Source organism: Polaromonas sp. P1_E12 (assembly GCF_056405975.1).
In genome coordinates this window covers 154,005-178,753 of record NZ_JBFUBB010000007.1, presented here as the reverse complement: position 1 = coordinate 178,753, position 24,749 = coordinate 154,005, and the positions used below count along the sequence as shown (strand labels likewise).

Genomic DNA, 24,749 nt, shown 5'->3' with positions numbered 1-24,749 from the left:
TCACCCGATTGTGGCCGCGGAAGGTTTCATCTGCCGCAGCCAAGCGCCAGGCGACAAACCCACACTGCCCTTGAAGCGCCGGCTGAAATGGCTCTGGTCGGCAAAACCGCAGGCGGCGGCCACCTCGGCCAGGCCCTGCCCGGCCAGCATGGCTGACTGGGCGCGTTCGATGCGAACGGCGTTGAGGTAGATATGCGGTGGTACGCCAAACTGCCGGGCGAAGGCGCGGGTCAGGTGAACACGCGACAAGCCGGCCTCGCCTGCGAGGGCATCGACGGTGATGTCCTGGTCGAAGTGGCTGCGCAGGTAGTCGCGAATGCGGGCCATGCGTGCAACGCCAGCCGGCTTCACATCATCGCCTGAGCGCCGCTCTCCATAGCGCTGCAGCAAGCGCACCAGCACATTGCGCGTGAGCTCTTCAGCGCGCAGCGACTCTTGCGCCTGTCCGCCGGCGCCTATGGCACGCGCCAGCGCACGACCCATGGCGGCGTCGCGCACCACAGGTTGGCAAAAGTAGGCCGCCATGTCGAGGCCAGCTTCCTTGTCGCGGCATTCGTTCACCACCTGCTGCGACACATACAGCATGCTGTAGCCAAAGCCTTCCTGCGTGCCGCGCTGGCCGTCATGCGGCTCGTCGGGATTAAAAAGAATCACATCGCCGCGCAGGCTGGCGTGCAGCGTGCCGCCGCAGTGAAAGGTCTGCACGCCGGAGGCGGTGACGCCGATGGAATAGGTTTCGTGGCTGTGGCGCTCGAAGGTGTGCTCAGTGAAGTGGGCGTTCATCTGCGTCACACCGGCCAGTGCGCCGGGACGAAAGCGGGCCCAGTCTTTGGGCGTGGGGGCCTGGGCGTCGTGCATGAAACAATCGTAAAGGAAACAATCGTACAAGACGCGGTAGCCCTGGACAAGGAGACTCCCCTTCAACCGCATTCAACCGCCATGAAAGAGGAGTTCACATGAAAGAAGCCGTAGACCTGCAGACCAAGCTCGCGACCTTTGAAGGCCACTGGCAACCGCGCACCGTGAGCGAATTCAACGGGCACGACGTGATGGTCGTCAAGGTCCAGGGGGAATTCAGCTGGCATTCGCACCCGGAGAGCGACGATTTCTTCCTGGTGCTCAAGGGCGAGCTGCACATCGACATCGACGGCCAGCCCACCGTTACGCTCAAGCCCGGCCAGCTGTACGTGGTGCCTCGCGGGGTGCGTCATCGTCCGCGGGCACCGCAAGAGGCGCACCTGCTGCTGATTGAGCCGACCGGCGCGCCCAACAGCGGCGATGCGGCCACAGCGGCGCCGCGCCGGGTGATCTGAGGCCGGTTGAGACCGGGCAAATGCCAGATACTTGACTTTGTCAACTAATTGATTGACGATATCAGCCATGGCCTCGTCAATTAATACCACCGCCTCAAGCACGCCTGCCCCGCCCCAGACTGGAGCGCCCTCCGCTTCTACAGCCCACGTCAAGGCCGTGCGAAGCTTTAACCGCTTCTACACCCAGCGCATCGGCGTGCTGGACCCTTATCTGGACAGCGAGTTTTCGCTGACGGAGGTGCGGGTGTTGTATGAACTGGCCCACCGCGACCAGCCCACGGCCACTGAGCTGGGGCGCGACCTGGCGCTGGACGCGGGTTACCTGAGCCGCATCCTGCGCCGCTTCGAAAGCCAGGGCTGGCTGGCGCGCGCGCCTTCGCCAGCGGACGCGCGGCAAAGCCTGCTGAAGCTGACCAAGGCCGGCCACGCTACATTTGCGCCGCTGCAGCAGCGCTCCCGTGACGAAGCCGCCGCCCTGCTGGCCGCGCTGGCGCCGGACCACCAGCAAAAGGTGGTGACGGCCATGACCACGGTGCAGCGGCTTTTGGCCAGCAGCACGGAACCTGCCGCGACACGAACCGTGCTGTTGCGCGACCCCGGGCCCGGCGACATCGGCTGGGTGGTGCAGCAACACGGTGAAATTTACGCGCGTGAATACGGCTGGAACAGCGAATTCGAGGCCTTGGTGGCCGATATTGCCGGCAAGTACCTCAAGAACCACCAGCCGGAGTGGGAGAAGTGCTGGGTAGCCGAAGTCGACGGTGAGCGGGCGGGCGCGGTGTTTGTGGCGCGTAAATCAGCCACCGTGGCCCAGCTGCGCATGTTGATCCTCACGCCGCAGGCGCGCGGACTTGGCTTGGGCGGGCGCCTGGCCGACGAGTGCATCACATTTGCGCGCAGCAAGAGCTACAAAAAAATGGTGCTCTGGACCAACAGCTGCCTGGACGCAGCGCGCGCCATTTACGCCAGGCGTGGTTTCAAGCTGACCAGGAGCGAGCCCTACCATGGCTTTGGGAAAGAAAACCTGGTGGGCGAAACCTGGGAGCTGCGGCTGTAGCCGCCATGCAGGGCATGTCGGGCGCTGGCTCAAAAATTTACGCCATTTTGGCCTCCAGCCCATATCCAACGAGCGCAAGCAGCTATCTTATTAATAGCAAACGGCGGCCCTTGGTCTCCTGTGTACGGGCTGTGGTGCATCAATGAAGCGGCGATAATTGGTGCATGAGCACCCCTCCCGCCGAAGACCACCCGAAACCCCGATCCCTCTCCGACCTTTTCATCTCATTCACCTTGCTGGCGCTTCAGGGCTTTGGCGGTGTACTGGCTGTCGTGCAACGCGAGCTGGTCGAAAAAAAGCGCTGGATGACGCGCGAGGAATTCATTGAAGACTGGGCCGTCGCGCAAATCATGCCCGGGCCCAATGTAGTCAACATCTCACTGATGATAGGTGGCCGCTACTTCGGCCTCAAGGGCGCCCTGGCCGCGCTGGCCGGCATGCTGACCGTGCCGCTGGTGCTCGTGCTGCTGCTGGCGGTGGTCTATGCCCAGTTTGCCGGGCATCCCGGCGTGGCTGGCGCGCTGCGCGGCATGGGCGCCGTGGCAGCCGGGCTGATCGGCGCGACCGGCCTGAAACTGTTCGGCGCGCTCAAGAAAAACGTGCTGGGCCTGCAGCTGTGCGCCGCGTTCGGTGTGGCATGTTTCGTGGCCATCGCCCTGCTGCGCTTTCCCCTGGCCTATGTGCTGCTGGGGCTGGGCGGCGTGGCCTGTGTGCTCGCTTACCGCAGGCTGGCACCATGACCGAATCGCTGCACCTCGTCTTCGGCGCGCGGGAGTGGTTTGACCTCTTCCTGCATTACCTCTCGCTGTCGCTGCTGTCGATAGGCGGGGCCATCACCACCGCTCCCGACATGCACCGTTTCCTGGTCGACAAACAGCACTGGTTGACCGACGCGCAGTTCAACGCGTCCATTGCCATTGCGCAATCAGCCCCCGGGCCGAATGTGCTGTTCATCGCTTTGCTGGGCTGGAATGTGGGGCTGAACGCAGGGGGCATGCTGACCGGGCTGCTGGGCGTTTTCCTGGCGATGCTGGGCATCCTGATTCCGAGCACCACCCTCACCTACCTGGCTGCGCAGTGGGGGCACCGCAACCGCGAGCTGCGCGCGGTGCGGGCTTTCAAGCAGGGCATGGGGCCCATCGTGGTGGCCTTGCTGATCGCGACAAGCTGGATATTGGCCACCGCCAACGGCAGTTCGCTGAAAGACTGGCCGGTGTGGTTGCTGGCAGCCACCACCGCCGTGATTGTCTGGCGCAGCAAGATCCATCTGCTGTGGCTGCTGGGCGCCGGCGCATTGCTGGGCTGGTATGGGCTGGTCTAGAGGCCCGTTCCGGGGCGGCTACTCTGGTTTGCCGCGCCGGTGAAAGTACACCATGCGCGCAGCCTGCCGCATGGGTTCGGTGTCCAGGGCCATATTGAAGATCCAGTCTGCCTGAAAGCGGTCAAACAGCCAGCGTAAGGTGCGCTTGGCGCGGAACTTCGGATAGTGCCGCACCAGCCCTTGCGCCGGATCGGCCGGGTCGCTGCCGTCGACCGCGCCCTCCTGCAAAAAGGCGGCTACCGCGCTGCCCACCGCATCGCCATGCTGCAGGGCCGTATGGATGCCACCGGCCGTCACGGGCGACACCATGCCGGCAGCGTCACCGACCAGCATGACGCGTGCATCGGACACCCGCTTCAGCACCCCGCCGCAAGGAATCATGCCGGCGCGCGTCGCCAGCGGACTTGCGTTGCCGACATCCACATGCGGCGCGATTTTTTCCATGAAAGCACCCATCCATGCCTGTTTGGCAGGCACGGACGCGCCTGAAGGCGACATCCGCCTGGCCAGCCCGATCTGGTGAATGCCGGCACCCGCAACGGCCCAGCCGATGTAGCCGGGCGCGAGCTGGCGGTCTATGAAGCAGTGCAGCAGGTTGGCATCCAGCCGGGCCTGGCCGTATTCATGCTCGATGCCAAAGAGAAACTGGGTATTGAGCGACAGGCCCAAAGCCTTGGCCACACGTGAATGGGGGCCGTCGGCGCCGACCAGGTAGCGGGCCTGCAGCACCATCGGCTCCTGCGAGGTGACCGACTTGACCGACACGGCCCAGCCGCCGCTGTCTCGCGCAGCCTGCTCGAACAGCGTGCCGGCCAGCAAGGTGACACCGTCCGCCACGACGGACGCACACATCCAGTCCAGCAGGGCCGGCGTGTCGGTTGCCCAGAAGTAATACCCGGGCGCGTGCAGATCGACATGGCGAAGATTGGGCGAATAAAGCCTCACACCGTCCACCTGCCGCACCAGCGCCGCGGGCACTTGCCGCAACCACGGGATGGTGTCTATGGCATCTTTCACGATGATGCCGGTGGTGTGCAGCTTGTCGCCGGAAGAAGTCTTCTTTTCGACAATGGCGACCTGCAGGCCCGCCCTGGCCGCGGCGCGCGCGCAGGCCAGCCCGGCAAAACTGGCGCCTATGACGACCAGGTCGAAGTGCTGCGGCGTCGTCATGCCCTGCGCTGGCGCAGGGCTTCGTACAGGCACACACCGCTGGCTACGGACACATTCAGGCTTTCCACCGCGCCATGCATCGGGATGCTGACCAGTTCATCGCAAGTCTTGCGCGTGAGCTGGCGCATGCCCTCACCTTCAGCGCCGAGCACCAGCGCCACGGGGCCTTTCAGGTCCACGTCGTAAATTGTTTTTTCCGCATCGTCGCTGGTGCCTATGCACCAGATGTTGCGTTCCTTGAGCTCGCCGAGGGTGCGGGCCAGGTTGGTCACCATGAAATAAGGCATGGTTTCGGCGGCGCCACTGGCGACCTTGGCGACGGTCGCGTTGATGCCGGCCGCGTGGTCCTTGGGCGCGATGACAGCATGGGCGCCGGCGCCATCGGCCACACGCAGGCAGGCGCCGAGGTTGTGCGGGTCGGTCACGCCGTCGAGCACCAGCAGCAGCGGCTGGGCCACACCGGCTTCTTCGAGTTGCTCCAGCAATTCGTCGAGCGATTTGACCTGCGCCAGTGCGTCGACCCGGGCCACAACGCCCTGGTGGCCGTGGCTGCCGCACATCTTTGCCAGGCGCAAACCGTCGGATTCGATCAATCGCACACCCGCCTCCCGGGCCCGGTCCGTGAACTGGCGCATGCGCGCATCGCGGCGGGACACATCGAAAAACACTTCCAGGACGGACTGGGGCGCTGTTTTGATACGAACGCCGACGGCATGGAAGCCAAAAAGCACTTTGGGAGAAGAAGACATGGCTGCGATTATCACTGTTGGCCGTAATTGGCATTACTACCGGTGTATCGGGTGCGACGAGCGGGGCACAATGACCTCCGGGCAGGACTAAAATAGTAACAATTTGTTGAACCTGTTGAATAATCCCGCTCTGCTGACTGCAGGGCACCTGGAGGCGCTATGGGCTTGAGACTGAAATTCAATTTGGTGCTGGTCGTGGTTTTTTTGGCCGGCTTTGCCGCGGCCGGCTACATCTCGCGCCAGCTGCTGCAGGACAATGCGCGCGAAGAGGTTCTGCGCAACGCCCGCCTCATGATGGACACCGCGCTTTCCGTACGGGCCTACACCGTCGAGCAGATCAAGCCGCACCTGGACAAACAACTCGAGGAAGTGTTCCTGCCCCAGACCGTTCCGGCCTACGCCGCCACCGAAACGCTGGGCCACATCCAGAAAAAGTACCGTGACTACGGCTACAAGGAAGCCACGCTGAACCCGACCAACCCGCGCGACCGCGCCACCGACTGGGAAGCGGACATCGTCCAGCAATTCCGCCAGAACGCCGAATCGAAAGAACTGATTTCCGAGCGTGCCGCCGCCACCGGCCGCCTGCTTTATATAGCCAAGCCCATTCAGATCACCAACGCGGCGTGCCTGCAGTGCCACAGCGTGCCGGCCAATGCGCCCGCCAGCATGATCAAGATCTACGGCGAGGCCAACGGCTTCGGCTGGAAACACAACGAAATCATCGGCGCGCAGGTTGTCACCGTTCCCATGGACATTCCCATCCGCAACGCAGACCGCACCTTCAAGACCTTCATGGTCTCGCTGGCAACTGTCTTCGCCGTGGTTTTTGTCGTACTTAACCTGATGCTGAGCTGGCTCATCGTGCGGCCTATCCGCCGCATGTCCCAGGCCGCCGACAAGGTGAGCACCGGTGACTTTGATGTACCGGAATTCGCTGACGGCGGAAAAGACGAAGTGTCCGTGCTCGGCGGCGCGTTCAACCGCATGCGGCGCAGCCTCGAAAAAGCCATGCAGATGATCGACCACGGCGCCTGATGTCCGGCCGGGCTCAATAATTCACAGGCACCCTCAGCCCCCACGAATCGATCCCACGAATGGAAGAACCGGAAGAAACAACGCAAGCCCTGCCCGTGCGTCCCACAGGCGGCGAAGGCAAGGACGCGGCTGCGCTTCTGCCGGGGCAAACCGTTTTTGAATATCGCATCGACAAGATGCTGGGCGGTGGCGGCTTCGGCATCACCTATCTGGCGCAGGACATCAACCTGCAGCTGCCGGTAGCCATCAAGGAGTACTTTCCCGGCGACCTGGCCGTGCGTTCGGAAGACCTGTCAGTGCACGTGCGCTCAAGCGCGAACAACGGCCAGTTCAATTGGGGGCTGGAGCGTTTCCTCGACGAAGCGCGGGCGCTGGCGTCCTTTCGCCACCCAAACATCGTGCGGGTGCTGCGTTACTTCAAGCAAAACGGGACCGCCTACATCGTCATGGAATACGAGTCCGGCGACCCGCTCAAGCGCTGGCTGGCCAGGCAGCCGGCGCTGGACCAGCAGGGCCTGCTGAAGATCATCTACCCGTTGATGGACGGGCTGGAAGCGGTGCACAAGGTGAATTTCCTGCACCGCGACATCAAGCCGGACAACATCTACATCCGCGCCGACGGCACGCCGGTGCTGCTCGACTTCGGTGCCGCCCGGCGCGTGACCGGCAACCACGACATGACCAACATCGTGAGCCCGGGCTTCGCACCGTTTGAGCAGTACCACAGCAAGGGCCACCAGGGGCCTTGGACGGACGTCTATTCGCTGGGTGCGGTGATGTACTGGATGACGACGGGCCACAAGCCCATGGAGTCGGCCTCGCGGGTGCGCGAGGACACCATGCCCAAGGCGGCCGACACGGCCAGCGCGGTGGTCTTCGGTGCGCCCCTGCTGCGCGCCATCGACTGGGCCATGATGCCCAACGAAACACAGCGCCCGCAGGACGTCGGAGCCCTGCGCCAGGCCCTGATCAGCTCGGACTTTCTCAAGACGCAGACCATCCGCGCCGCCAACCCGTCGTCCAACACAGCCGCCATTGCCCCGGTAGCGACGGTAGCGCCGCAGACCGATACGTCAACCACAAAGACAAGCAAGCTGCTGTCCGAAAGCGCCGTGCTCGCCTACGCGGCCAATTCCCAGTCCATTCCGCTCAACAGTGCCGAAAACCTGCGCAAGAACGTACTGGGCACGATCATGTTCCTGGACCTGGTGTCCTACTCCACCTATTCGGTTGACCAACAGGTGGCACTGAAGACCCTGTTCAACGAACTCATCACCAAGGCCATCGGCGGCGTGAAGGAGTCGTCGCGCATCATGATCGACACCGGCGACGGCGCGGCGATCTGCTTTCTGGGCGACCCCGAAGAGGCCCTGCAGTCGGCCCTGCTGCTGCGCGACCTGCTGGTACAAAAGTACGGCCGCAAGCTGTCCCTGAGGGTGGGCCTGCACCTGGGGCCAATCCGCATGGTGTTTGACATCAACAACCGCGTCAATGTGGTGGGCGACGGCATCAATGTGGCTCAGCGCATCATGGACTTTTCCAGGCCCAACCAGATCGTGGTCTCGCGTGCCTATTACGACGTGATTTCACGCATCACCGACAGCGCCGCCAGCCTCTTCGACTACCTCGGCCCGCACATGGACAAGCATCTGCGCTCGCACGAGATCTATGCGGTGCTGGACCCGAACGCCGCACCGGCCGCGCCGATGTCCCGCAACATGGAGTTCGAACACACCGCCTCTTTTGCCGCGCTGGCGTCGCTCACCCCGGAAATCGCGCTGGAAATTGAAAACGAGCTGGCCAAGGCCATCGGGCCGCTGGCCAAGGTGCTGGTCAAGAAAGCCATTCCGCGCACGGTCAGCGCCCAGGGGCTGCGCGACCTGCTGGCCATTTCCATTCCCGATGCGACGGCCCGCGAAGCCTTCCTGAAGCCGCGCCACGCCAGCGCGACGGTGAATTCGGGGCTGCATGGCGCCAGTGGCCCATTGCGGTCTACCGGCGGCAGCAGCAGCTACAGCCGGCCCATTTCCTCGACGTTTTCCCGCCCCTTGCGCAGCGACATGAGCCGGCCCCTGTCCACGTCGGCAACGACATCCGGAACGACCTCGGCATCCTCCACATCAATCAATGTGCAGAATTTCAATGCGGAGCTGCAGGCGCAGCTGGAACGCGCGCTCAGCCAGCATATCGGCCCGCTCGCCAAAACCCTGGTGCGCAAGGAAGCAGCCCGGCAGCTTACCTTTCTGGCACTGATCCACGCTTTGGCGCAGCAGATTGACCGGCCTGATGATCGCGCGAAATTTCTGGCCATCGCGCAGAAAATGCACGGCGGGCGCTGAGGGCGGCTTTTACGCCCCGCAATACGCTATGCTTTTGATAGCTGCTTGCGCCCGATGACAAAGGCCTTCAGGCCATTTCCCCTTACGCTTTTCCGCTGGGGAACTCTCGGCATCACGCCGGGCTGACACGCCCCGCATCAATGGTGATGCGACGCTCACAGCGCGACGCGATGGCCTGGTCATGCGTCACCAGTACCAGGGTCGTGCCGAGTTCGCGGTTGAGCTCAAACATCAGCGACATCACCGTCTCGCCGGTGGCAAAGTCCAGGCTGCCTGTCGGCTCATCGGCCAGCAGCACCGCCGGCTGCACCACAAAAGCACGGGCCAGCGCCACACGCTGCTGTTCGCCACCCGACAACACTTTCGGGTAGTGGCCCAGCCGCTCCCCCAGGCCGACACGCTTGAGCATGTCGGTGGCCAGCGAGCGTGCGTTTTTGGCGCCCGACAGCTCCAGCGGCAGCATGACGTTCTCAAGCGCCGTCAAATTGCCCATGAGCTGAAAGCTCTGGAAGACAAACCCGACCTTCTGCGCACGCAGGGCGGCCCGGTCGTCTTCGCTGATTGCAAAGATGTCCTGCCCCGCCAGCCTGACCGTGCCCTGCGTGGGCGTGTCCAGCCCTGCGATGATGGACAGCAAGGTGCTTTTGCCGGAACCCGACGCACCGACAATGGCAGCGGTTTCCCGGGGAGCCAGGGCGAAGTCAATATCGCGCAAAATGGCCAATGTGCCGGTGGAGTCGGTGACCGACTTGAAAACATGCTCAACGGAAATAATTGAAGACGTCGGGGACGGTGCGGGCACAGCGGAAGCCGCAGCCCTGGAACCATCATTCACGCCACTCACCACGGGTTCAAACATGTCGGCCTTGTCAGGAAATATGAATTCAGACTTTACCAAGCTTGCCCTTGCGGCGGCAAAGCGTTTGCTAAAACCTTTCGGGGCGCTGCTTGTGGCCGCCGTGATGGGTGGCGGCGCTCCGGCGGCAATAGCGCAAACGCCGGCGCCCAAAGGGGAAACCATTCTGGTGGTCGGTGATTCACTCAGCGCCGAATACGGCCTGAAACGCGGAACCGGCTGGGTGCCGCTGCTTGAAAAACAGCTTGCCAGCGAAAAAAAGACTGCCAAAGTCGTCAACGCCAGCATCAGCGGTGACACCACTTCGGGCGGCAGTTCCCGCCTGCCGGCGCTGCTGGCACAGCACAAGCCTGCCGTGGTGGTCATTGAGCTGGGCGGCAACGATGCCCTGCGGGGATTGCCGCTGGACATGACCGAAAAGAATCTTGTCACGATGACGCAGGCGTCCAAAAAAACAGGGGCCCGGGTGCTGCTGGTGGGCATGCAGGTACCGCCCAACTATGGCAGCGCCTACGCGGCCACGTTTTCAGGGCTGTTCGGCAAGGTTGCCAAGGCAGAAAAAGTGGCCCTGGTGCCCTTCTTTCTCAAGGGCATTGCCGACGCGGCCGACCCGGTGGCCAACTTCCAGGCTGACCGGATCCACCCGAACGAGCAGTCGCAGGCGAAGATGCTTGCCAATGTGTGGCCCGAGCTGAAGAAACTGGTCAAGTGAGCCTGGACCGCATTTCCGCCGAAGAAGCGCTCGAAACGCTCGGACGTTATTCCGGGGTGATTGACGCCCGCAGCGAAGGCGAATACGCCGAAGACCACCTCCCGGGCGCGGTGAACTGGCCCAGCCTGCACGACGAGGAACGCAAAATCGTCGGCACCAAATACAAGCAGATCAGCCAGTTCGAAGCCAAAAAACTGGGCGCGGCGCTGGTGGCCAAAAACATTGCCGAGCACATCCAGCGTGATGTACTGGACAAACCCCGCGAATGGCAACCGCTGCTGTACTGCTGGCGCGGCGGCAAGCGCAGCGGCTCGCTGGCGCTGGTGCTGGACCAGATCGGCTTCAAGGTGACGCTGGTGGACGGCGGTTACAAGGCATTTCGCGCCGCGCTGGTGGCGGATTTGCCGCAGCTGGCCGGCCGCTTTAACTACCGGGTGGTGTGCGGCCCCACAGGTTCGGGCAAGACCCGGCTGCTGCAGGCCCTGGCGGCCGAAGGCGCGCAGGTGTTGGACCTGGAAGCGCTGGCCAACCACCGCAGCTCGGTGCTGGGCGCCATCCCCGGCGTGCAGCAGCCCAGCCAGAAGGCGTTTGACAGCAGCATCTGGGCTGCGCTGAAACGTTTTGATCCGGCTCAACCGGTCTATATTGAAAGTGAAAGCAAGAAAGTCGGCAATGTGGCCGTGCCGGAAGGCCTGATCACCGCCATGCGGGCCAGCCCTTGCCTGCAGCTGGACCTGCCGGAGGATGAACGCGTAGCGCTGCTGCTGGAAGACTATGACTTTTTCGTGAAAGACATCGCTTTCTTCTGCGAGCGCCTGGGTGCGCTGACGGAAGCACGCGGCAAGGCCACAGTGCAGGACTGGCAGGCCCGCGCCCGCAGCGGCGACGTGGCTTCGGTGGTGCGTGAGCTGCTGGTCAAGCACTACGACCCGGGTTACCTGCAGTCGATGCAGCGCAACTTTTCCGGGCACGCCACGGCCCGAGTGCTCTCGCCGCAGGATCACAGCACCGCAGCCATGACCGCGCTGGCGCAAGCCCTACAGGCTGAAAATTCCGCCCCCTGAAACGACAAACCCGGCTGACCTTCACAGGTGTTGCCGGGTTTTTGATTGCCTGCCGTTTTTTTGGCTTTTTTGCGTTTTGTTGCTATCAGATCAATAGCTGCTTGCGCTTGTCCATCAAGGGCTACAGCCTTTTTTCATCAAGAATCGGGGAGGCTCAGGGGGCCGGGTCTACAGGTGGAAGGCCACCGGGCGCCTCACCGTCGACATCGGGCGTATCGGTCCCGTCGTCAGCGGCATCGTCCGGCTTGCCCTCTGCCTTGCGCTTGAGCTTTTCTTCTTTTTTGCGTTTTTTCGCAAGCTCTTTCTGGCGCTTTTCGTAAGAGTAATTGGGAGTTGCCACTGCGTGCTTTCGTGAATAGGTAACCCTTACTGTACTGCATTGCCGTCACGGTATGCCAAGCCTTTGGTCAGGCTTTTTCCAGCGCCTGGGCAATGTCCGCCTGCAGGTCTGCAACGGCCTCCAGGCCCACCGAAAAGCGCACCAGGCCCCCCTTGTATGGCCATGGCGTGGTGGTGCGCAGGGCCGGTATGTCGTACGGCGCGCACAGGCTCATGGGGCCCGCCCAGCTGTAGCCCAGTTTGAAGAGCTTGAGACTGTCACAAAAGCGGTCCACCCGGTCCTGCGTGAACTCCGGCTTGAAAACGGCACTCATCAGGCAGGCGGCGCCCCTGCTGTCGCGTTTCCAGGTTTCATGGCCAGGCGAGCCGGGCAACGCTGGATGCAGCATGGCTGCGATTTGCGGCCGGGTTTGCAGCCAGCCGGCCAGCTCCCGCGTCGCAGCATCCTGGGCGGCATAACGCAAGGCCATGCTGTTAAGGCCGCGCAACACCAGTTCGGCATCGTTGCCGCCCACGCCATAACCCACGCGCATGTGGCAAAAATGGACCAGGTGGTGCAGCGCCTCGTCGCGCGTGACGACGGAGCCCATCAGTACATCGGCACCACCGCTGGGGTATTTGGTCAGGGCCTGGACCGAAATATCGAGCCCCAGGTCAAACGCATTGAAAGCCAGGCCGGCGCCCCAGGTGTTGTCGAGTGCGGTCACGATGCCGGCGGGATGCGCATTCTGGTGCGCCTTGACCGCGGCGACCAGCGCCGGCATGTCGGGAAACTCCAGCGTGATGGAGCCCGGCGCTTCGATCCATACCAGCCGGGTTTTGGGGCCCAGCTTGGCGGCGAGGTCTGCGGGGTTCATCGCGTCGTAGAAGCGGTGGGTGATGCCCCAGGCGGCCAGTTCGCCCTGCGCGAAGCTCTTGTTGGGCCCGTAGGCGTTGTCGGGAATCAGCAGCTCGTCGCCGGCCTTGAGCAGCGCCATGCCAACCAGCACCACTGCCGCCAGGCCGCTGGGCACCAGGGTGCAGTACTTGCCTCCTTCCAGGGTGGCGATGCGCTCTTCCAGCGTGAAGGTGGTGGGGGTTCCGTGCAGGCCGTAGGTGTAGCCGGTCTTGTGCTTCCAGTCGCGGGTGCGCAGCGCGGCGACGGTCGGGAATGCAATGGTGGAAGCCTTGTAGACCCCGGGCGGGATGGCGTCAAACCCGGCGGGTGGCTTGTAGGGGTGATGGATCAGGGTGGTGGATTTGTCTGTCATCCGGAAATGGTAGCAACTTGTCGCGCATTTCAGATTCTGTTGGTTAATTGAACCGCCCTGGCGGCCGTTTAGAGCTGCAGTTCGATTCCATCAACCCGAACCTTGCGTATAACGCCGCGAACTGACTCGGACTCACCGTCTTTGACTTGCCGGTACTCGCTCAAAATAAAAATTCCAACTTCATGCACGAAGGTATAGATGGAATTTCGCGTTGTGCCATCCTGGCTTTTTATCTGGCAAGACACGGTAGTCCGCTTGCCGCTTGCGTCAGGCAAAACCGGAAGACACCGGATGTCCTTGGTAACCAGTTCAGCCGTTTTGCCATCCACGGTGGCTGGAAAACGATCCTGGAGCTGTGTAAGTCTGGCTTCGAGCAGCCACTGTGAGCTAAATACGTTCAAGTCGGGTGGCCGGAATTCGAGTTCTACCAGTTTGTTTTCGAACCAGCCGGTATTTTCAAAAATGGCGTGGAAAACCGGTGCGGGCTCCCTGTATCGGGCAGTAAGCCCGAAGAGATTTGCATACAGGAGATAACGCTCTTCATAGACAAGCGCGTTACCAGCAAGCTTGGGATACCAGTTGTCAGACCTGCGGACTAGCCCATTGCCCAGGTTTTCCAATCGCGACTCGACCCTGGAGTCCACCGCTCGTCCATCGGGCGCTGTATATGTCTTGTTCGCTTCGTAGCGAATCTCTTTCCACGATGAATTTCCTGCGTGGCGCCATTGCAGTTGCGCTGAGGCGGACTCGGGGAGCGAATTTGTCTGGAGCGATTGCTCGCGATTTGCCAGCGCCAGCAACAGGGTGCCCGCAACCGCCACAAACAACGCGGCATAGCCCAGGCGAGATATCAACCTAGGCGACATCTAGGCCGTCACCGCGCACCCTGCCAAGGGCATCCGCCAGTTCAAATTTTCCATTTGGCCATCAACTGGGCCGGGGAAAGAGAGTCATAACCTTCAAACGGCTGGTGGATCCACGGATTGGTGGGCAGCAGCTCGACCGAGTAGTCAGGCTGGAAAGTAGAGACGCCCTTGGTCCAGATCACGGCGCTGCGCAGCTCGGTGATGGGTTTGTAGTTGTTCTTCAGCTGGTGGATGACTGCGTTGAGCGTGTGGCCCGAATCGGCCAGGTCGTCGACCAGCAGCACCTTGCCGGCGATCTCGCCCTTGGGCGTGGTGATGAATCTGGCGATGTCGAGGTTGCCCTGCGTCATGCCGGCGTCGGCACGATACGAGCTGGTGGACATGATGGCCAGCGGTTTGTCGAAAATGCGCGAAAGGATGTCGCCGGGACGCATGCCGCCGCGGGCCAGGCACAGGATGGTATCGAACTGCCAGCCGGACTGGTGGATCTTGATGGCCAGTTTTTCAATCAGGTTGTGGTACTCGTCATAGCTCACATAGAGATGCTTGCCGTCTTCTGTCAACATGAAATGCTCCTGATTTGATAGCTGCTTGCGCCCGTCCCTATTGGGTTAGACGCATTTTTTCTCAATTTTCTGATTAGGCGGCGTACGGATTGCGCAGCAGGATGGTGTGGTCACGGTCCGGGCTGGTCGAAATCATGTGGATCGGCACGCCAGTCACTTCCTCGATGCGGTGCAGGTATTTCTGCGCGGCAGCCGGCAGCTTGTCGTATTGCGTGACGCCCACGGTGCTCTGGCTCCAGCCCGGCAAGGTCTCGTAAATGGGTTTGCAGCGCTCGATCTCTTCAGCACCCATCGGCAGGATGTCGGTGATGTGGCCGTCAAGCTCGTAGCCGGTGCACAGCTTGAGCTCGTCGATGCCGTCCAGCACGTCGAGTTTGGTGATGCACAAACCCGAGAGGCCGTTGACCTGGGCCGAGCGCTTGAGCAGCGCGGCGTCAAACCAGCCACAGCGGCGGCTACGTCCCGTGGTCACGCCTTTTTCGGCGCCCACGGTACTGAGGTGGTAGCCCACCGTGCCGGGCTTTTCCCAGTCGAGTTCGGTCGGAAAAGGCCCGCCGCCCACGCGGGTGCAGTAAGCCTTGGTGATACCAAGGATGTAATGCAGCATGCCCGGGCCCACGCCCGCGCCCGCGGCGGCATTGCCGGCCACACAGTTGCTGGAAGTGACATAGGGATAGGTGCCGTGATCGACGTCGAGCAAGGTGCCTTGCGCGCCTTCAAACAGCAGGTTGGCACCGGCCTCGTTGGCATCGTTGAGTTCGCGCGAAACGTCGGCCATCATGGGCTTGAGCAACTCGGCGTGGCGCATGGCTTCGGCGTAGACGGTGTCGAAGTCGACTGCCGGCGCATGCAGGTAGCCGGTCAGCACGAAATTGTGCAGGTCCAGCAGTTCACGCAGCTTGGCGGCAAAACGGTCTGGGTACTTGAGATCCTGCACGCGCAGCGCGCGGCGGGCAATTTTGTCTTCATACGCGGGGCCGATGCCGCGGCCGGTGGTGCCGATCTTGGTCGTGCCGCCCTTCTCGCGGTAAGCCTCGCGCGCGACATCCAGCGCGACGTGAAAAGGCAGGATCAACGGGCAGGCTTCGCTGACGCGCAGGCGCGAACGCACCTCAACGCCGGCTTTTTCCAGCCCCTCAATTTCTTCGAACAATTTGGCGGCCGACAGCACCACGCCGTTGCCGATATAGCACTTCACGCCGGGGCGCATGATGCCGCTGGGAATCAGGTGCAGCGCCGTTTTCACGCCATTGATGACCAGCGTGTGGCCGGCATTGTGGCCGCCCTGAAAGCGCACCACGCCTTGCGACATCTCGGTCAGCCAGTCGACCAGCTTGCCCTTGCCTTCGTCGCCCCACTGGGTGCCCACGACCACGACATTACGGCCCGCGGCTGCGGTTTGTTTGTTTGTCATCTTCAATTCTCGTTAAGGTTTCGGGATAAAGCCGGGCGCAGGCCCTCAAGCGGCTTTTTTAAGGGGCTGGACCACCCATTGACCGGCAGCGTTTGCCAGTTCGCGGTCGCAATCAAACTCATTGACTTCATGTTCGTGGCCGGGCAGCACGCAGGCCACGGTTTCGCCGCCCGCACGCAGGCGGGCGATGGCGGCACGCAAGCCGGTATCTTCACCCCAGGGCGCACGGATGGCGGCCTTGAGGGCCCGGGGTGGCAGCACACTGACCAGCTCTTTGAGGTCAAGGCTGAAGCCTGCTGCAGGCCGGTTGCGGCCGAACACGGCACCGACTTCGTCATAGCGGCCGCCGCGCACCAGTTCGGCGCCCTGGCCGTAAATGGCAAAGCGGGTGCCGCTGTAATAGGCGTAGCCGCGCAGGTCGGCCAGGTCAAAACTGACCTTGACATCGCCTTTTTCACCCCTGGTGTGTGCGGCCAGCCATTTCAGGTTTTGCAGCGCCGCCTTAAGGCCTGTTGAGGGCGGCAGGATTTTTTCCGCTTCGGCCAGCACTTTCTCGTCACCATAAAGCTGCAGCAACGCCTTGAGACCGTCTCGCGCCACAGCCGAAATGCCGTCCTTGAGGCTGGCGATCAGGCTGCCGAGTTCGCTCGCGTCCTTGGCCGCCAGCGCGGCATGGATGAGCGCCAGTGTTTTGCCGTTGACGGTGGCGCCAGCCAGCAGGCTGTTGACGATGCGGACGTCCGCCATGTCCACGCTCAGTTCAGTGACACCGGCCGCCTTGAGGCCTTCCAGCGCCAGCTGCTGGGCTTCCAGGTCTGCTTCCAGTCCGGCATGGCCGTAGATTTCCGCGCCAAACTGCAGCGGTTCACGGGTGGCATGAGGGCGGTCGGCACGGGTGTGCAGCACCGGGCCGCAATAGCACAGGCGGGCAACACCGCTGCGGTTGAGCAAATGCGCATCAATGCGGGCTACCTGGGGCGTGGTGTCGGCACGCAGGCCCAGGGTGCGGCCGGAGAGCTGGTCCACCAGCTTGAAAGTCTGCAGATCTAGGGCCTCGCCGGTACCGGTCAGGAGCGACTCGAGGTGCTCCAGCAGCGGCGGCATGACAAGCTCATAGCCATAGCTGCGGGCGGTGTCGAGGAACAGACGGCGCAGCTCTTCGATGTGGCGCGCCTCGGAGGGCAGGACATCGGCAATTTGATCGGGCAATTGCCATGATGACGACCAGGCGGGCATTGTGATTTTCGTGGGCTGTTAAAAACAGCATTTTACCGGGCTTGAAGCGGGTTTTCGGCCTGCTGAAGGCCCAATGACGCACTCTGGCGGAAATACCTGCCGGTGTCCGGTTTGCCGGGGGAGGCGAAATCAGGCCAGCACAGCCAGCAGGATCAGGCCCGCCGCAATGCTGCACAAGCCGAAGAAGCGGATCTGGCCGTTGCCCAGAGTGAGAATCTGCTCGAACATGCGGCGCCAGCCGCCGGGAGAGATGAAAGGCAACAGGCCCTCGATGACCAGCATCAGGGCCAGCGCCATCCAGAACGTGTTGCCGTCCACGCCGGCTTATTTTTTGGCGGGTGCGGCGTTGCCGGAGCCTGGGCCGCGCATCGCCTTGAAAAAGTCGGATGAAGGGTCCAGAACCATCACGTCGCTCTTCTTGTTGAAGCTGGCTTTGTAGGCATCGAGGCTGCGGTAGAACTGAGCGAACTGCGGGTCGCGGCCGAAGGATTCGGCATAGGTGCGGGCCGCTTCGGCATCGCCCTCGCCTTTGACCTTTTGCGCATCGCGGTAGGCGTTGGCGATGGTGACTTCTCGCTGGCGGTCGGCGTCGGCGCGGATTTTTTCGCCTTCTGCCAAACCGGTAGAACGCAGTTCATTGGCCACACGTTGGCGCTCCGCAACCATGCGCTTGTAGACGGAATCGGTGATGGCTTCCACATAGTCCACGCGCGTGATACGCACGTCGACCACGTCAACGCCCCAGGGCTGCGCACCCTGCACGGCTTGAAGCACTTCCCGCTTGACGTCGGCCATCAGGGCTTCGCGCTTGAGCGAAAGCAGGTCCTTGACGGTGCGTTTGTTGATCTCTTCCTGAAAGGCATTGCGCACCACGCGGTTGAGCTGGTTGGCGCCGGTTTTTTCGTCCAGGCCGACGTTGCGGATGTAGTCGGTGGGCTGGATGATGCGCCAGCGCACGTACCAGTCGATCACGACACGCTGCTTTTCTGCCGTCAGCATGGGTTCGGCGTCGACGCTGTCGAGCACCAGCAGGCGCTTGTCGATGTAGGAGACGTTCTGGAACGGCGGCGGCATCTTGAAATGCAGGCCCGGCTCAGTGACCACATCCTTGATCTGCCCCAACGCATAAACCACGCCGAACTGCCGCTGGTCCACCACAAAAAGCGTGGAGCTGAGCAATGCCAGGATCACCAGCAACGAAGAAATGATAAATCCAACTCTATTCACGATCGTCTTCCTTAGCGTGTTTCACGATCGCGCGTGCGGGAAGCATCGCGGGATCGGGCATCAAGGGGCAAGCTGGAAACAGGCGCGGCAGGCACCGTTGGCGAAGACGCTGCGCCGGGAACCAGTGCGGGCTCTGCGGTACTGCCGGCATCACCCTGCGTCGTCATCTGCATGATTTTGTCCAGCGGCAGGTACAGCAGGTTGGAGCCCTGACGGGACTCGACCATCACCTTGGTCACACTGGAATAAACCTGCTGCATGGCGTCGGTGTACATACGGTCACGGGTCACCTGGGGCGCCTTCTGGTATTCGGTCAGCACCGAACGAAAGCGCTGGGCATCACCCTGTGCCTGGGCCACGATTTTGGCTTTGTAGGCTTCAGACTCTTCCTTGAGGCGGGACGCGGAACCCACGGCACGCGGGATCACATTGTTGGCGTATGCCTGGGCTTCGTTCTTGGCGCGTTCGCGCTCCTGGCCGGCCTTGAGCACATCGTCAAACGCTGCCTGCACCTGCTCGGGGGGGCGCACACCGCTCTGCTGAAGGTTGATGCCGACAACTTCAACGCCGACCTTGTAACGATCGAGGATGGTCTGCATCAGGGCGCGCACGCGTGGCCCGATCTGGTCACGCTCTTCCGCCAGGGCCAGGTCCATCTTCATTTTCCCGACCACTTCACGGACGGCTGTTTCGGCAGCTTGAACCACCGCCGCTGCAGGGTCCTTGCTTTCAAACAGATAGGCGCGCGCATCGTTCAGGCGGTACTGCACGGCAAACTTGATTTCAACGATGTTTTCGTCTTCAGTCAGCATGGCCGAGTCGCGCAGGCCTGTCGCCTTGATGATGACGTCACGGCCGACATCCACTGAACGGATCTGCGTGACCACAACGATTTCGTGGCGCTGCACAGGATACGGAAGCCGCCAGTTGAAGCCCGCGCCCACGGTGGAGTGGTATTTTCCGAACTGGGTGATGACGGCCTGCTGACCTTCCTGGACGATGAAAAACCCGGTGCCAAGCCAGATCAGCACCGCGACGCTGGCAATCAGTCCGACACCAATGCCGGCACTTTTCATGTCGGGCTGAAAGCCGCCGCCGCTGCCGCCGTTGTTTCCACCGCCATTACCGCGGCCAAATCCACCACGGTTGGGGTTGTTCTTGCCGCCGCCAAAAAGGCCGCCCAGCTTGCGGTTGAAGTCGCGCCAGAGTTCGTCCAGGTCGGGTGGGCCCTGGTTAGGTCCCTGCCCCTGTGGGCGGTTGGCGGGCCGGGTCGGTTGCTTGTCCTCCCGCGGAGCTTCGGGCTTGGTGTCGTCGGAGGACGGTTTGTCGTCATCCCGACCCCAGCGCGGATCATTGAGATTGAACATGCCTTGGGCGCGTTGCTTGAGCCGGCCTGGCAAGCTCGTCAAGGTCTGCAGCACGGGGTTCAGATTCATGGGATCAAACTCACTTTTTTTCGTTACACCGACATTGTGCCTAATGAAACCGCCATATCAGGCAAGGTCCTCGGCAGTTTGGGGGATTTCGTCGGCGGGCGGGTTGACCGCATAGCCAGCCAGCAGCGCCCGCAAAAGCGGCAGGCCTTCACCTGTCTGCGCACTCACGAACACCCGTTCAACGCTGCGGCTTGAGCCTTCAAACGCGTCCCTCAGTTCGAACATGTCTTGCAGGTGCAGGGGCAAGCTGTCCTTTTCAATAGCGTCCAGCTTGTTGAACACCAGTATTTGCGGCACATCGGCCGCGCCAATCTCCGAAAGCACACGCTGGACCTGCTCGATCTGCTCGAGGTAGTCGGGATTGGCGCCGTCCACCACGTGCAGCAGCAAGTCGGCATCCGCTGCTTCCTGCAGCGTTGCGGCAAAGGCATCAATCAAGCCGTGCGGCAGGTCGCGGATGAACCCCACCGTGTCCGACAGCGACACGGAACGCGCGGCGTCACCCAAATAAAGCTGCCTTGTGGTGGTGTCGAGCGTGGCGAACAGCTGGTCGGCCGCGTAGGCACGCGCCTTGACCAGCGCATTGAAGAGCGTGGATTTTCCCGCGTTGGTGTAACCCACCAGGGAAATCGTGAAGGAATTGCGGCGCTCGCGCTGCTTTCGCTGCGTTTGCCGCTGCTTCTTGACCTTGAGCAAGCGTTCTTTGGTGCGCTTGATCGCGTCACCGATCATGCGTTTGTCGAGCTCGATCTGCTTCTCACCCGGGCCGCCGCGCACGCCGGCGCCGCCGGTTTGCCGCTCCAGGTGGGACCAGCGCCGCACCAGTCGCGTAGACATGTATTGCAGCCGGGCCAGCTCAACCTGCAGCTTGCCTTCGTGGCTACGCGCGCGCTGGGCAAAGATTTCAAGAATCAGCAGGGTCCGGTCGTTGACCGGCATGTCCAGGTGCCGCTCCAGGTTGCGCTGCTGCGCCGGGCTGAGAGACTGGTCGAACAGAATTTCCGTGGCGCCGGTATCCAGCGCCATCAGCTTGATTTCGTCGGCTTTTCCGCTGCCGATGAAGAGCGCGGCGTCGGGCGCCTTGCGCCTGCAGGTGACGCGCGCAACCGGCTGCAGGCCTGCTGTTTGCGCGAGCAAACCCAGTTCCTGCAGATCAGCATCAAAGTTTGGCAACCCCAGATCGACCCCTACAAGAAGGACCAGGGGTTTCGGGCTCACCGGAGCATCGTACGAACTCAGCTGGCGGGGCTTTCTTCAGACTCGTTGGTCGCGAAATTTACGGCGCGACCTGGAACGATGGTGGAAATCGCATGTTTGTAGACCATTTGGGTCACAGTGTTGCGAAGCAGAACCACATATTGATCGAAGGATTCGATCTGGCCCTGCAATTTGATCCCGTTGACGAGATAAATGGAAACAGGAACATGCTCGCGACGCAAGGTGTTGAGAAATGGGTCCTGCAAGAGCTGGCCTTTGTTATTGCTCACGATATTTTCCGTGTTCAAAAGTTAATAGAACTTGACCTTACCACAGGGCGTGGCCCGGGTCATGTAGTCCTAGGCCGATTCCTTGTCTTTAAAGGGGTTGTGGGAGCTCTTCATCTGGATACGCAGCGGCGTGCCGACCAGGTCAAATTCCTTGCGGAAACGTCCTTCCAGATAGCGTTTGTACGACTCGGTGACATGCTCGAGCGAATTGCCGTGGATGATGATGATGGGTGGGTTCATGCCGCCCTGATGGGCATAACGCAGCTTGGGGCGGAAAACACCCGAGCGCTGGGGTTGCTGGAACTGCACGGCTTCCAGCAGCAGCCGGGTGAGCACCGGTGTGGACATCTTGCGGTTGGCCGATGCATGGGCCTGAACAATCGACTTCCAGACCGGCCCCAGGCCCTGCCGTTTGATGGCTGAGATTGGATGGATGGCGGCAAATTTGAGGAAACCCAACCGGGTCTCGATGGAGCGCTCGAGCAGCTCACGCTGGTAGGAGTCCACAGCGTCCGACTTGTTGATGGCCAGTACTACCGAACGGCCGCTTTCGAGGATGTAGCCGGCAATATGGGCGTCCTGATCGGTCACACCTTGGGTGGCGTCGAGCAGCAGCAGCACTACATTGGCGTTTTCGATGGCCTGCAGGGTCTTGACCACGGAAAACTTCTCGATGGCCTCAAAAACCTTGCCTTTGCGGCGCAGTCCTGCCGTGTCAATCAGCTCAAACTTCTGCCCGGCACGCTCAAAAGGCACAGAAATGGCGTCGCGGGTTGTCCCGGGCAAATCAAAGGCCACCAGGCGTTCTTCGCCCAGCCAGGTGTTGATCAATGTGGACTTCCCCACGTTGGGGCGTCCTGCCACGGCCAGACGAATCACAGAAGGATCTTGAGGCTCAGCCTCTTCGTCCGGATCCGGCAAATTGAGCGGCGCCAAGGCCATGTCAATCAGCGTGCGCATGCCTTGGCCGTGTGAGGCGGAAACCGCCAGCATCTCGCCCAGGCCCAATTCAAAGAACTCGGACAGCTGCACGCCTTCAGTCATGCCCTCGGCCTTGTTGGCAGTCAGGATGGTGGGTTTGCCCAGCTTTCGCAGGTATTTGGCAATATCGTGGTCCTGCGCACTGATGCCGGCGCGGGCGTCGACCACAAAGATGACCACATCGGCCTCCGCGACCGCCTGCCGGGTCTGCTTGGCCATTTCCTTGTAAATACCGGACGCCGCATCGGGTTCAAATCCGCCGGTGTCGATCACGATGTATTCGTGGGGTCCCAGCTTCCCGTTACCGTAATGACGATCCCGCGTCAGGCCGGCAAAGTCGGCCACGATCGCATCCCGCGTCTTGGTCAGCCGGTTGAAAAGCGTCGACTTGCCCACATTCGGACGGCCGACTAGCGCTATGACAGGTTTCATCAATCAGTTTCTGGCAGGACCGTAGGCCCTTATTGAGGCTGGAAGCCGTAAACACCACCGTTTTGCGTCACGGCGATCAGCGTATTGCCAGCAAGCACGGGCGTTGCCGCAATGGCTGAGCCATCGGTAGGCAGGCGATTGAGCAGTGAGCCGTCTTCGCGGGAAAGCAGGTGGATGTAGCCGGAAAAATCGCCCATGGCGATAGAGCGCCCGACGACCACCGGCGCCGTGAGGCTGCGGTAGCGCAGGCGGTCGGTGGACCACGCACGCTCACCATCGGTGCGGCGCCAGGCGTTCACAGTGCCATCAGCTTCCGTGCCGAACAGCAGGCGATCGTCTCCATCAATGCCCTGTACACCATTGGCCGGCTTGGCCCACAACAGGTTGCCGCGCACAGCGTTGACGCATCCAACGCTCGCCTGGAACGCCCGCGCGCAAACGATATCGCCCTGCCGGCTGACACGTCCCACCAGGTCGACGAGCCGCTCCACGTCATTGACGCCGCGAGGCGTGGCAATCGGCGCCTCCCAACGGATGCTACCGTTGGACGGGTTAAGACCCACGAGGCGTCCGGCCAAACCGACGACCAGCGTATCGCCCACCGCCAGCATGACGCCGGACTGACGAAGCACCAGGGGCTCGTTGGGCCGCTGCTGCGCCCAAAGCTTGCGACCCGTCAGCCCGTCAAAGGCCGTGACCGAACGGTCTGCGGCCAGGACAAATACCCTCAAGCCAGCCACGAAGGGAGCGGAAAATGCCTGGGCGCCGAGCTTTTGGCGCCAGAGTTCCTTGCCATCCTGCAACGCGATGACTTCATTGGCCTTGGTTACCACGGCAACGACCTTGCTGTCGTTTCCAGCACCGGCGGCCAAGGGTGTATTCAGCGCAAGGCGCCAGAAATCGCGGCCAGTTTGGGCATCCAGCAAAGCCACTGTGCCGTCACCACTGGCCACTGCCACGGTGTTGCCCGAAACCCCCATCTCAAGCGGGAAGTTCACCTGCCCCACGCGGGTGGTCCATATCTGGCGCGCAGACACCAATCCAGTGACCGGCTGAAGTTCCGCGGGTTGCGGTTTTGCAGGACCGCCACCGAAAAAGGAACAGCCACTCAGAATCGCTATCAAAACAATAGCTGCCGGCGCACGCACCGCTTGGACCAGAGGCCTAAAAGATTGATAAATCATTTCTTCACCTCTTTATTTGATGGCGCATCGGCCTTGGTTGTCCCTGCGCTGGGATCAACCCCCAGCGCGTTGAGCTTGACCTCAACCAGACGCCGGTACTCGGAGCGCTCGTCAAGCCCCTTGTAAGCCTTTTCGTATTCACTTTTCGCCTCTGACTTCTTTCCCTGCGCTGCCAGAATATCGCCACGCCGGTCGGCGACCAATGCCGTGAAGTCCTTCGGAAATGGGCCCGAAACCTGCTGCAGGGCCTCGTCGTAAGACTTCTTCTCAATCAGCAGCCCCGCCAGGCGCAACCGGGCAATGGCCTGATAGCCCTCATCAGAGGCTTTTTCAGCGACCCAATTCAGGGCAGCACGCGATGCGTCGACATTGCCTTTGTCGTAATAAGCCTTGGCGGCAAGCAGTCCCGCCTGTTGCGCGTACGTTGTCCGGCCAAAACGATCCTTCATGTCGGCCAATGAGCGGTCAATTTTTGCCACGTCACCGGACTGCACAGCGCGCTCGACTTCGTCATACATGACCGAAGCCTGGGCTGCCTGGTTACGCTGCCAGTACTGGTATCCGTTCCATGCGGCAAAGGCGCCAAGCACCACAATCAGGGCCCAGGTGATCATGTCACCGTACTGCTTCCAGAAGTGCTTGAGCTCGTCAAGCTGTTCCTGTTCTTCCAAATCGAGATGTTTTGCCATAAAAGTCTTTGTTCTGCCCCGGA

The 24,749-nt window shown here is 61.8% G+C and carries 26 protein-coding genes; 8 read left to right on the top strand and 18 right to left on the bottom strand.

The annotated features are described in order from the left end of the window. Complete coding sequence (locus AC1D13_RS19055; RefSeq protein ID WP_477665917.1) at nt 1-858, bottom strand: AraC family transcriptional regulator; 858 nt, start codon at nt 856-858, stop codon at nt 1-3. A gap of 98 nt (nt 859-956) precedes the next feature. Between AC1D13_RS19055 and AC1D13_RS19050 the strand changes: the two genes are divergently transcribed. From AC1D13_RS19050 to AC1D13_RS19035, 4 genes are all read left to right on the top strand, one after another. Beyond that, on the top strand, nt 957-1,313 hold the full coding sequence (locus tag AC1D13_RS19050; protein ID WP_457280693.1) for a cupin domain-containing protein: 357 nt from the start codon (nt 957-959) through the stop codon (nt 1,311-1,313). A gap of 67 nt (nt 1,314-1,380) precedes the next feature. Then, entirely contained in the window at nt 1,381-2,370 is a 990-nt protein-coding gene (locus tag AC1D13_RS19045) for a bifunctional helix-turn-helix transcriptional regulator/GNAT family N-acetyltransferase (protein WP_477690103.1), read from the top strand. A 164-nt stretch (nt 2,371-2,534) separates the two neighbouring features. Further along, the gene (locus AC1D13_RS19040; RefSeq protein ID WP_457280691.1) at nt 2,535-3,110 is read left to right on the top strand and encodes a chromate transporter; all 576 of its coding nucleotides are present in this window, start codon (nt 2,535-2,537) and stop codon (nt 3,108-3,110) included. Then, nucleotides 3,107-3,691, top strand: a complete 585-nt coding sequence (locus AC1D13_RS19035; RefSeq protein ID WP_477649214.1) for a chromate transporter — start codon at nt 3,107-3,109, stop codon at nt 3,689-3,691. Before AC1D13_RS19040 ends, AC1D13_RS19035 begins: the two co-directional genes overlap by 4 nt. Before the next feature lie 18 nt (nt 3,692-3,709). Here AC1D13_RS19035 and AC1D13_RS19030 read toward each other — a convergent pair whose 3' ends face one another. Both AC1D13_RS19030 and rlmB read right to left on the bottom strand, forming a co-directional pair. Beyond that, nucleotides 3,710-4,861, bottom strand: a complete 1,152-nt coding sequence (locus tag AC1D13_RS19030; protein ID WP_457280689.1) for an NAD(P)/FAD-dependent oxidoreductase — start codon at nt 4,859-4,861, stop codon at nt 3,710-3,712. Next, entirely contained in the window at nt 4,858-5,610 is a 753-nt protein-coding gene (gene rlmB, locus AC1D13_RS19025) for a 23S rRNA (guanosine(2251)-2'-O)-methyltransferase RlmB (protein ID WP_477649216.1), read from the bottom strand. Before rlmB ends, AC1D13_RS19030 begins: the two co-directional genes overlap by 4 nt. Before the next feature lie 159 nt (nt 5,611-5,769). On the opposite strand from rlmB, the gene AC1D13_RS19020 reads away from it, so the two are divergent. Both AC1D13_RS19020 and AC1D13_RS19015 read left to right on the top strand, forming a co-directional pair. Continuing rightward, nucleotides 5,770-6,648: a c-type heme family protein gene (locus tag AC1D13_RS19020; protein ID WP_457280687.1), complete on the top strand. Its 879-nt coding sequence runs from the start codon at nt 5,770-5,772 to the stop codon at nt 6,646-6,648. 59 nt (nt 6,649-6,707) lie between these two features. Then, a complete protein-coding gene (locus AC1D13_RS19015; RefSeq protein WP_457280686.1) occupies nt 6,708-8,987 on the top strand; it encodes a protein kinase domain-containing protein in 2,280 nt (759 codons plus the stop codon). A 112-nt stretch (nt 8,988-9,099) separates the two neighbouring features. On the opposite strand, the gene AC1D13_RS19010 is transcribed toward AC1D13_RS19015, so the two are convergent. Continuing rightward, nucleotides 9,100-9,846 carry an ABC transporter ATP-binding protein gene (locus AC1D13_RS19010; protein ID WP_477665915.1) on the bottom strand — a complete coding sequence of 249 codons (747 nt, stop codon included), beginning with the start codon at nt 9,844-9,846 and terminating at the stop codon, nt 9,100-9,102. A gap of 103 nt (nt 9,847-9,949) precedes the next feature. On the opposite strand from AC1D13_RS19010, the gene AC1D13_RS19005 reads away from it, so the two are divergent. Continuing rightward, nucleotides 9,950-10,555: an arylesterase gene (locus AC1D13_RS19005; protein WP_477690178.1), complete on the top strand. Its 606-nt coding sequence runs from the start codon at nt 9,950-9,952 to the stop codon at nt 10,553-10,555. After that, nucleotides 10,552-11,619: a tRNA 2-selenouridine(34) synthase MnmH gene (gene mnmH / locus AC1D13_RS19000; RefSeq protein ID WP_457280684.1), complete on the top strand. Its 1,068-nt coding sequence runs from the start codon at nt 10,552-10,554 to the stop codon at nt 11,617-11,619. The genes AC1D13_RS19005 and mnmH overlap by 4 nt, the downstream gene beginning before the upstream one ends. Before the next feature lie 154 nt (nt 11,620-11,773). Here mnmH and AC1D13_RS18995 read toward each other — a convergent pair whose 3' ends face one another. The 14 genes from AC1D13_RS18995 to AC1D13_RS18930 all read right to left on the bottom strand — a co-directional run bounded on the left by AC1D13_RS18995 (nt 11,774) and on the right by AC1D13_RS18930 (nt 24,726). After that, complete coding sequence (locus AC1D13_RS18995; RefSeq protein WP_457280683.1) at nt 11,774-11,959, bottom strand: hypothetical protein; 186 nt, start codon at nt 11,957-11,959, stop codon at nt 11,774-11,776. 67 nt (nt 11,960-12,026) lie between these two features. Continuing rightward, on the bottom strand, nt 12,027-13,208 hold the full coding sequence (locus tag AC1D13_RS18990) for a PLP-dependent transferase (RefSeq protein WP_477690102.1): 1,182 nt from the start codon (nt 13,206-13,208) through the stop codon (nt 12,027-12,029). Nucleotides 13,209-13,276: 68 nt separating this feature from the next. Beyond that, the gene (locus AC1D13_RS18985) at nt 13,277-14,062 is read right to left on the bottom strand and encodes a hypothetical protein (RefSeq protein WP_477690101.1); all 786 of its coding nucleotides are present in this window, start codon (nt 14,060-14,062) and stop codon (nt 13,277-13,279) included. Nucleotides 14,063-14,115: 53 nt separating this feature from the next. Then, nucleotides 14,116-14,640 (bottom strand): phosphoribosyltransferase, encoded by a 525-nt coding sequence (locus tag AC1D13_RS18980; protein ID WP_411877599.1) that lies wholly within the window; start codon nt 14,638-14,640, stop codon nt 14,116-14,118. Between the two features lie 73 nt (nt 14,641-14,713). Further along, on the bottom strand, nt 14,714-16,054 hold the full coding sequence (locus tag AC1D13_RS18975; protein WP_457280680.1) for an adenylosuccinate synthase: 1,341 nt from the start codon (nt 16,052-16,054) through the stop codon (nt 14,714-14,716). 45 nt (nt 16,055-16,099) lie between these two features. Then, nucleotides 16,100-17,290, bottom strand: a complete 1,191-nt coding sequence (locus tag AC1D13_RS18970; RefSeq protein WP_457280679.1) for an ATP phosphoribosyltransferase regulatory subunit — start codon at nt 17,288-17,290, stop codon at nt 16,100-16,102. Between the two features lie 129 nt (nt 17,291-17,419). Beyond that, the gene (locus AC1D13_RS18965) at nt 17,420-17,608 is read right to left on the bottom strand and encodes a DUF2065 domain-containing protein (protein WP_457280678.1); all 189 of its coding nucleotides are present in this window, start codon (nt 17,606-17,608) and stop codon (nt 17,420-17,422) included. Between the two features lie 6 nt (nt 17,609-17,614). Continuing rightward, nucleotides 17,615-18,517, bottom strand: a complete 903-nt coding sequence (gene hflC / locus AC1D13_RS18960) for a protease modulator HflC (protein ID WP_457280677.1) — start codon at nt 18,515-18,517, stop codon at nt 17,615-17,617. Between the two features lie 11 nt (nt 18,518-18,528). Continuing rightward, nucleotides 18,529-19,953 carry an FtsH protease activity modulator HflK gene (gene hflK / locus AC1D13_RS18955; protein WP_477690100.1) on the bottom strand — a complete coding sequence of 475 codons (1,425 nt, stop codon included), beginning with the start codon at nt 19,951-19,953 and terminating at the stop codon, nt 18,529-18,531. A gap of 57 nt (nt 19,954-20,010) precedes the next feature. Continuing rightward, entirely contained in the window at nt 20,011-21,171 is a 1,161-nt protein-coding gene (gene hflX / locus AC1D13_RS18950; RefSeq protein WP_457306705.1) for a GTPase HflX, read from the bottom strand. Nucleotides 21,172-21,188: 17 nt separating this feature from the next. Then, complete coding sequence (gene hfq, locus AC1D13_RS18945) at nt 21,189-21,458, bottom strand: RNA chaperone Hfq (RefSeq protein WP_411883131.1); 270 nt, start codon at nt 21,456-21,458, stop codon at nt 21,189-21,191. A 51-nt stretch (nt 21,459-21,509) separates the two neighbouring features. Further along, complete coding sequence (gene der, locus AC1D13_RS18940) at nt 21,510-22,853, bottom strand: ribosome biogenesis GTPase Der (protein WP_477690099.1); 1,344 nt, start codon at nt 22,851-22,853, stop codon at nt 21,510-21,512. A gap of 29 nt (nt 22,854-22,882) precedes the next feature. Then, nucleotides 22,883-24,037: an outer membrane protein assembly factor BamB gene (gene bamB / locus AC1D13_RS18935; protein ID WP_457280674.1), complete on the bottom strand. Its 1,155-nt coding sequence runs from the start codon at nt 24,035-24,037 to the stop codon at nt 22,883-22,885. Further along, a complete protein-coding gene (locus AC1D13_RS18930) occupies nt 24,034-24,726 on the bottom strand; it encodes a YfgM family protein (RefSeq protein WP_457280984.1) in 693 nt (230 codons plus the stop codon). Before AC1D13_RS18930 ends, bamB begins: the two co-directional genes overlap by 4 nt. Nucleotides 24,727-24,749: the final 23 nt, after the last annotated feature.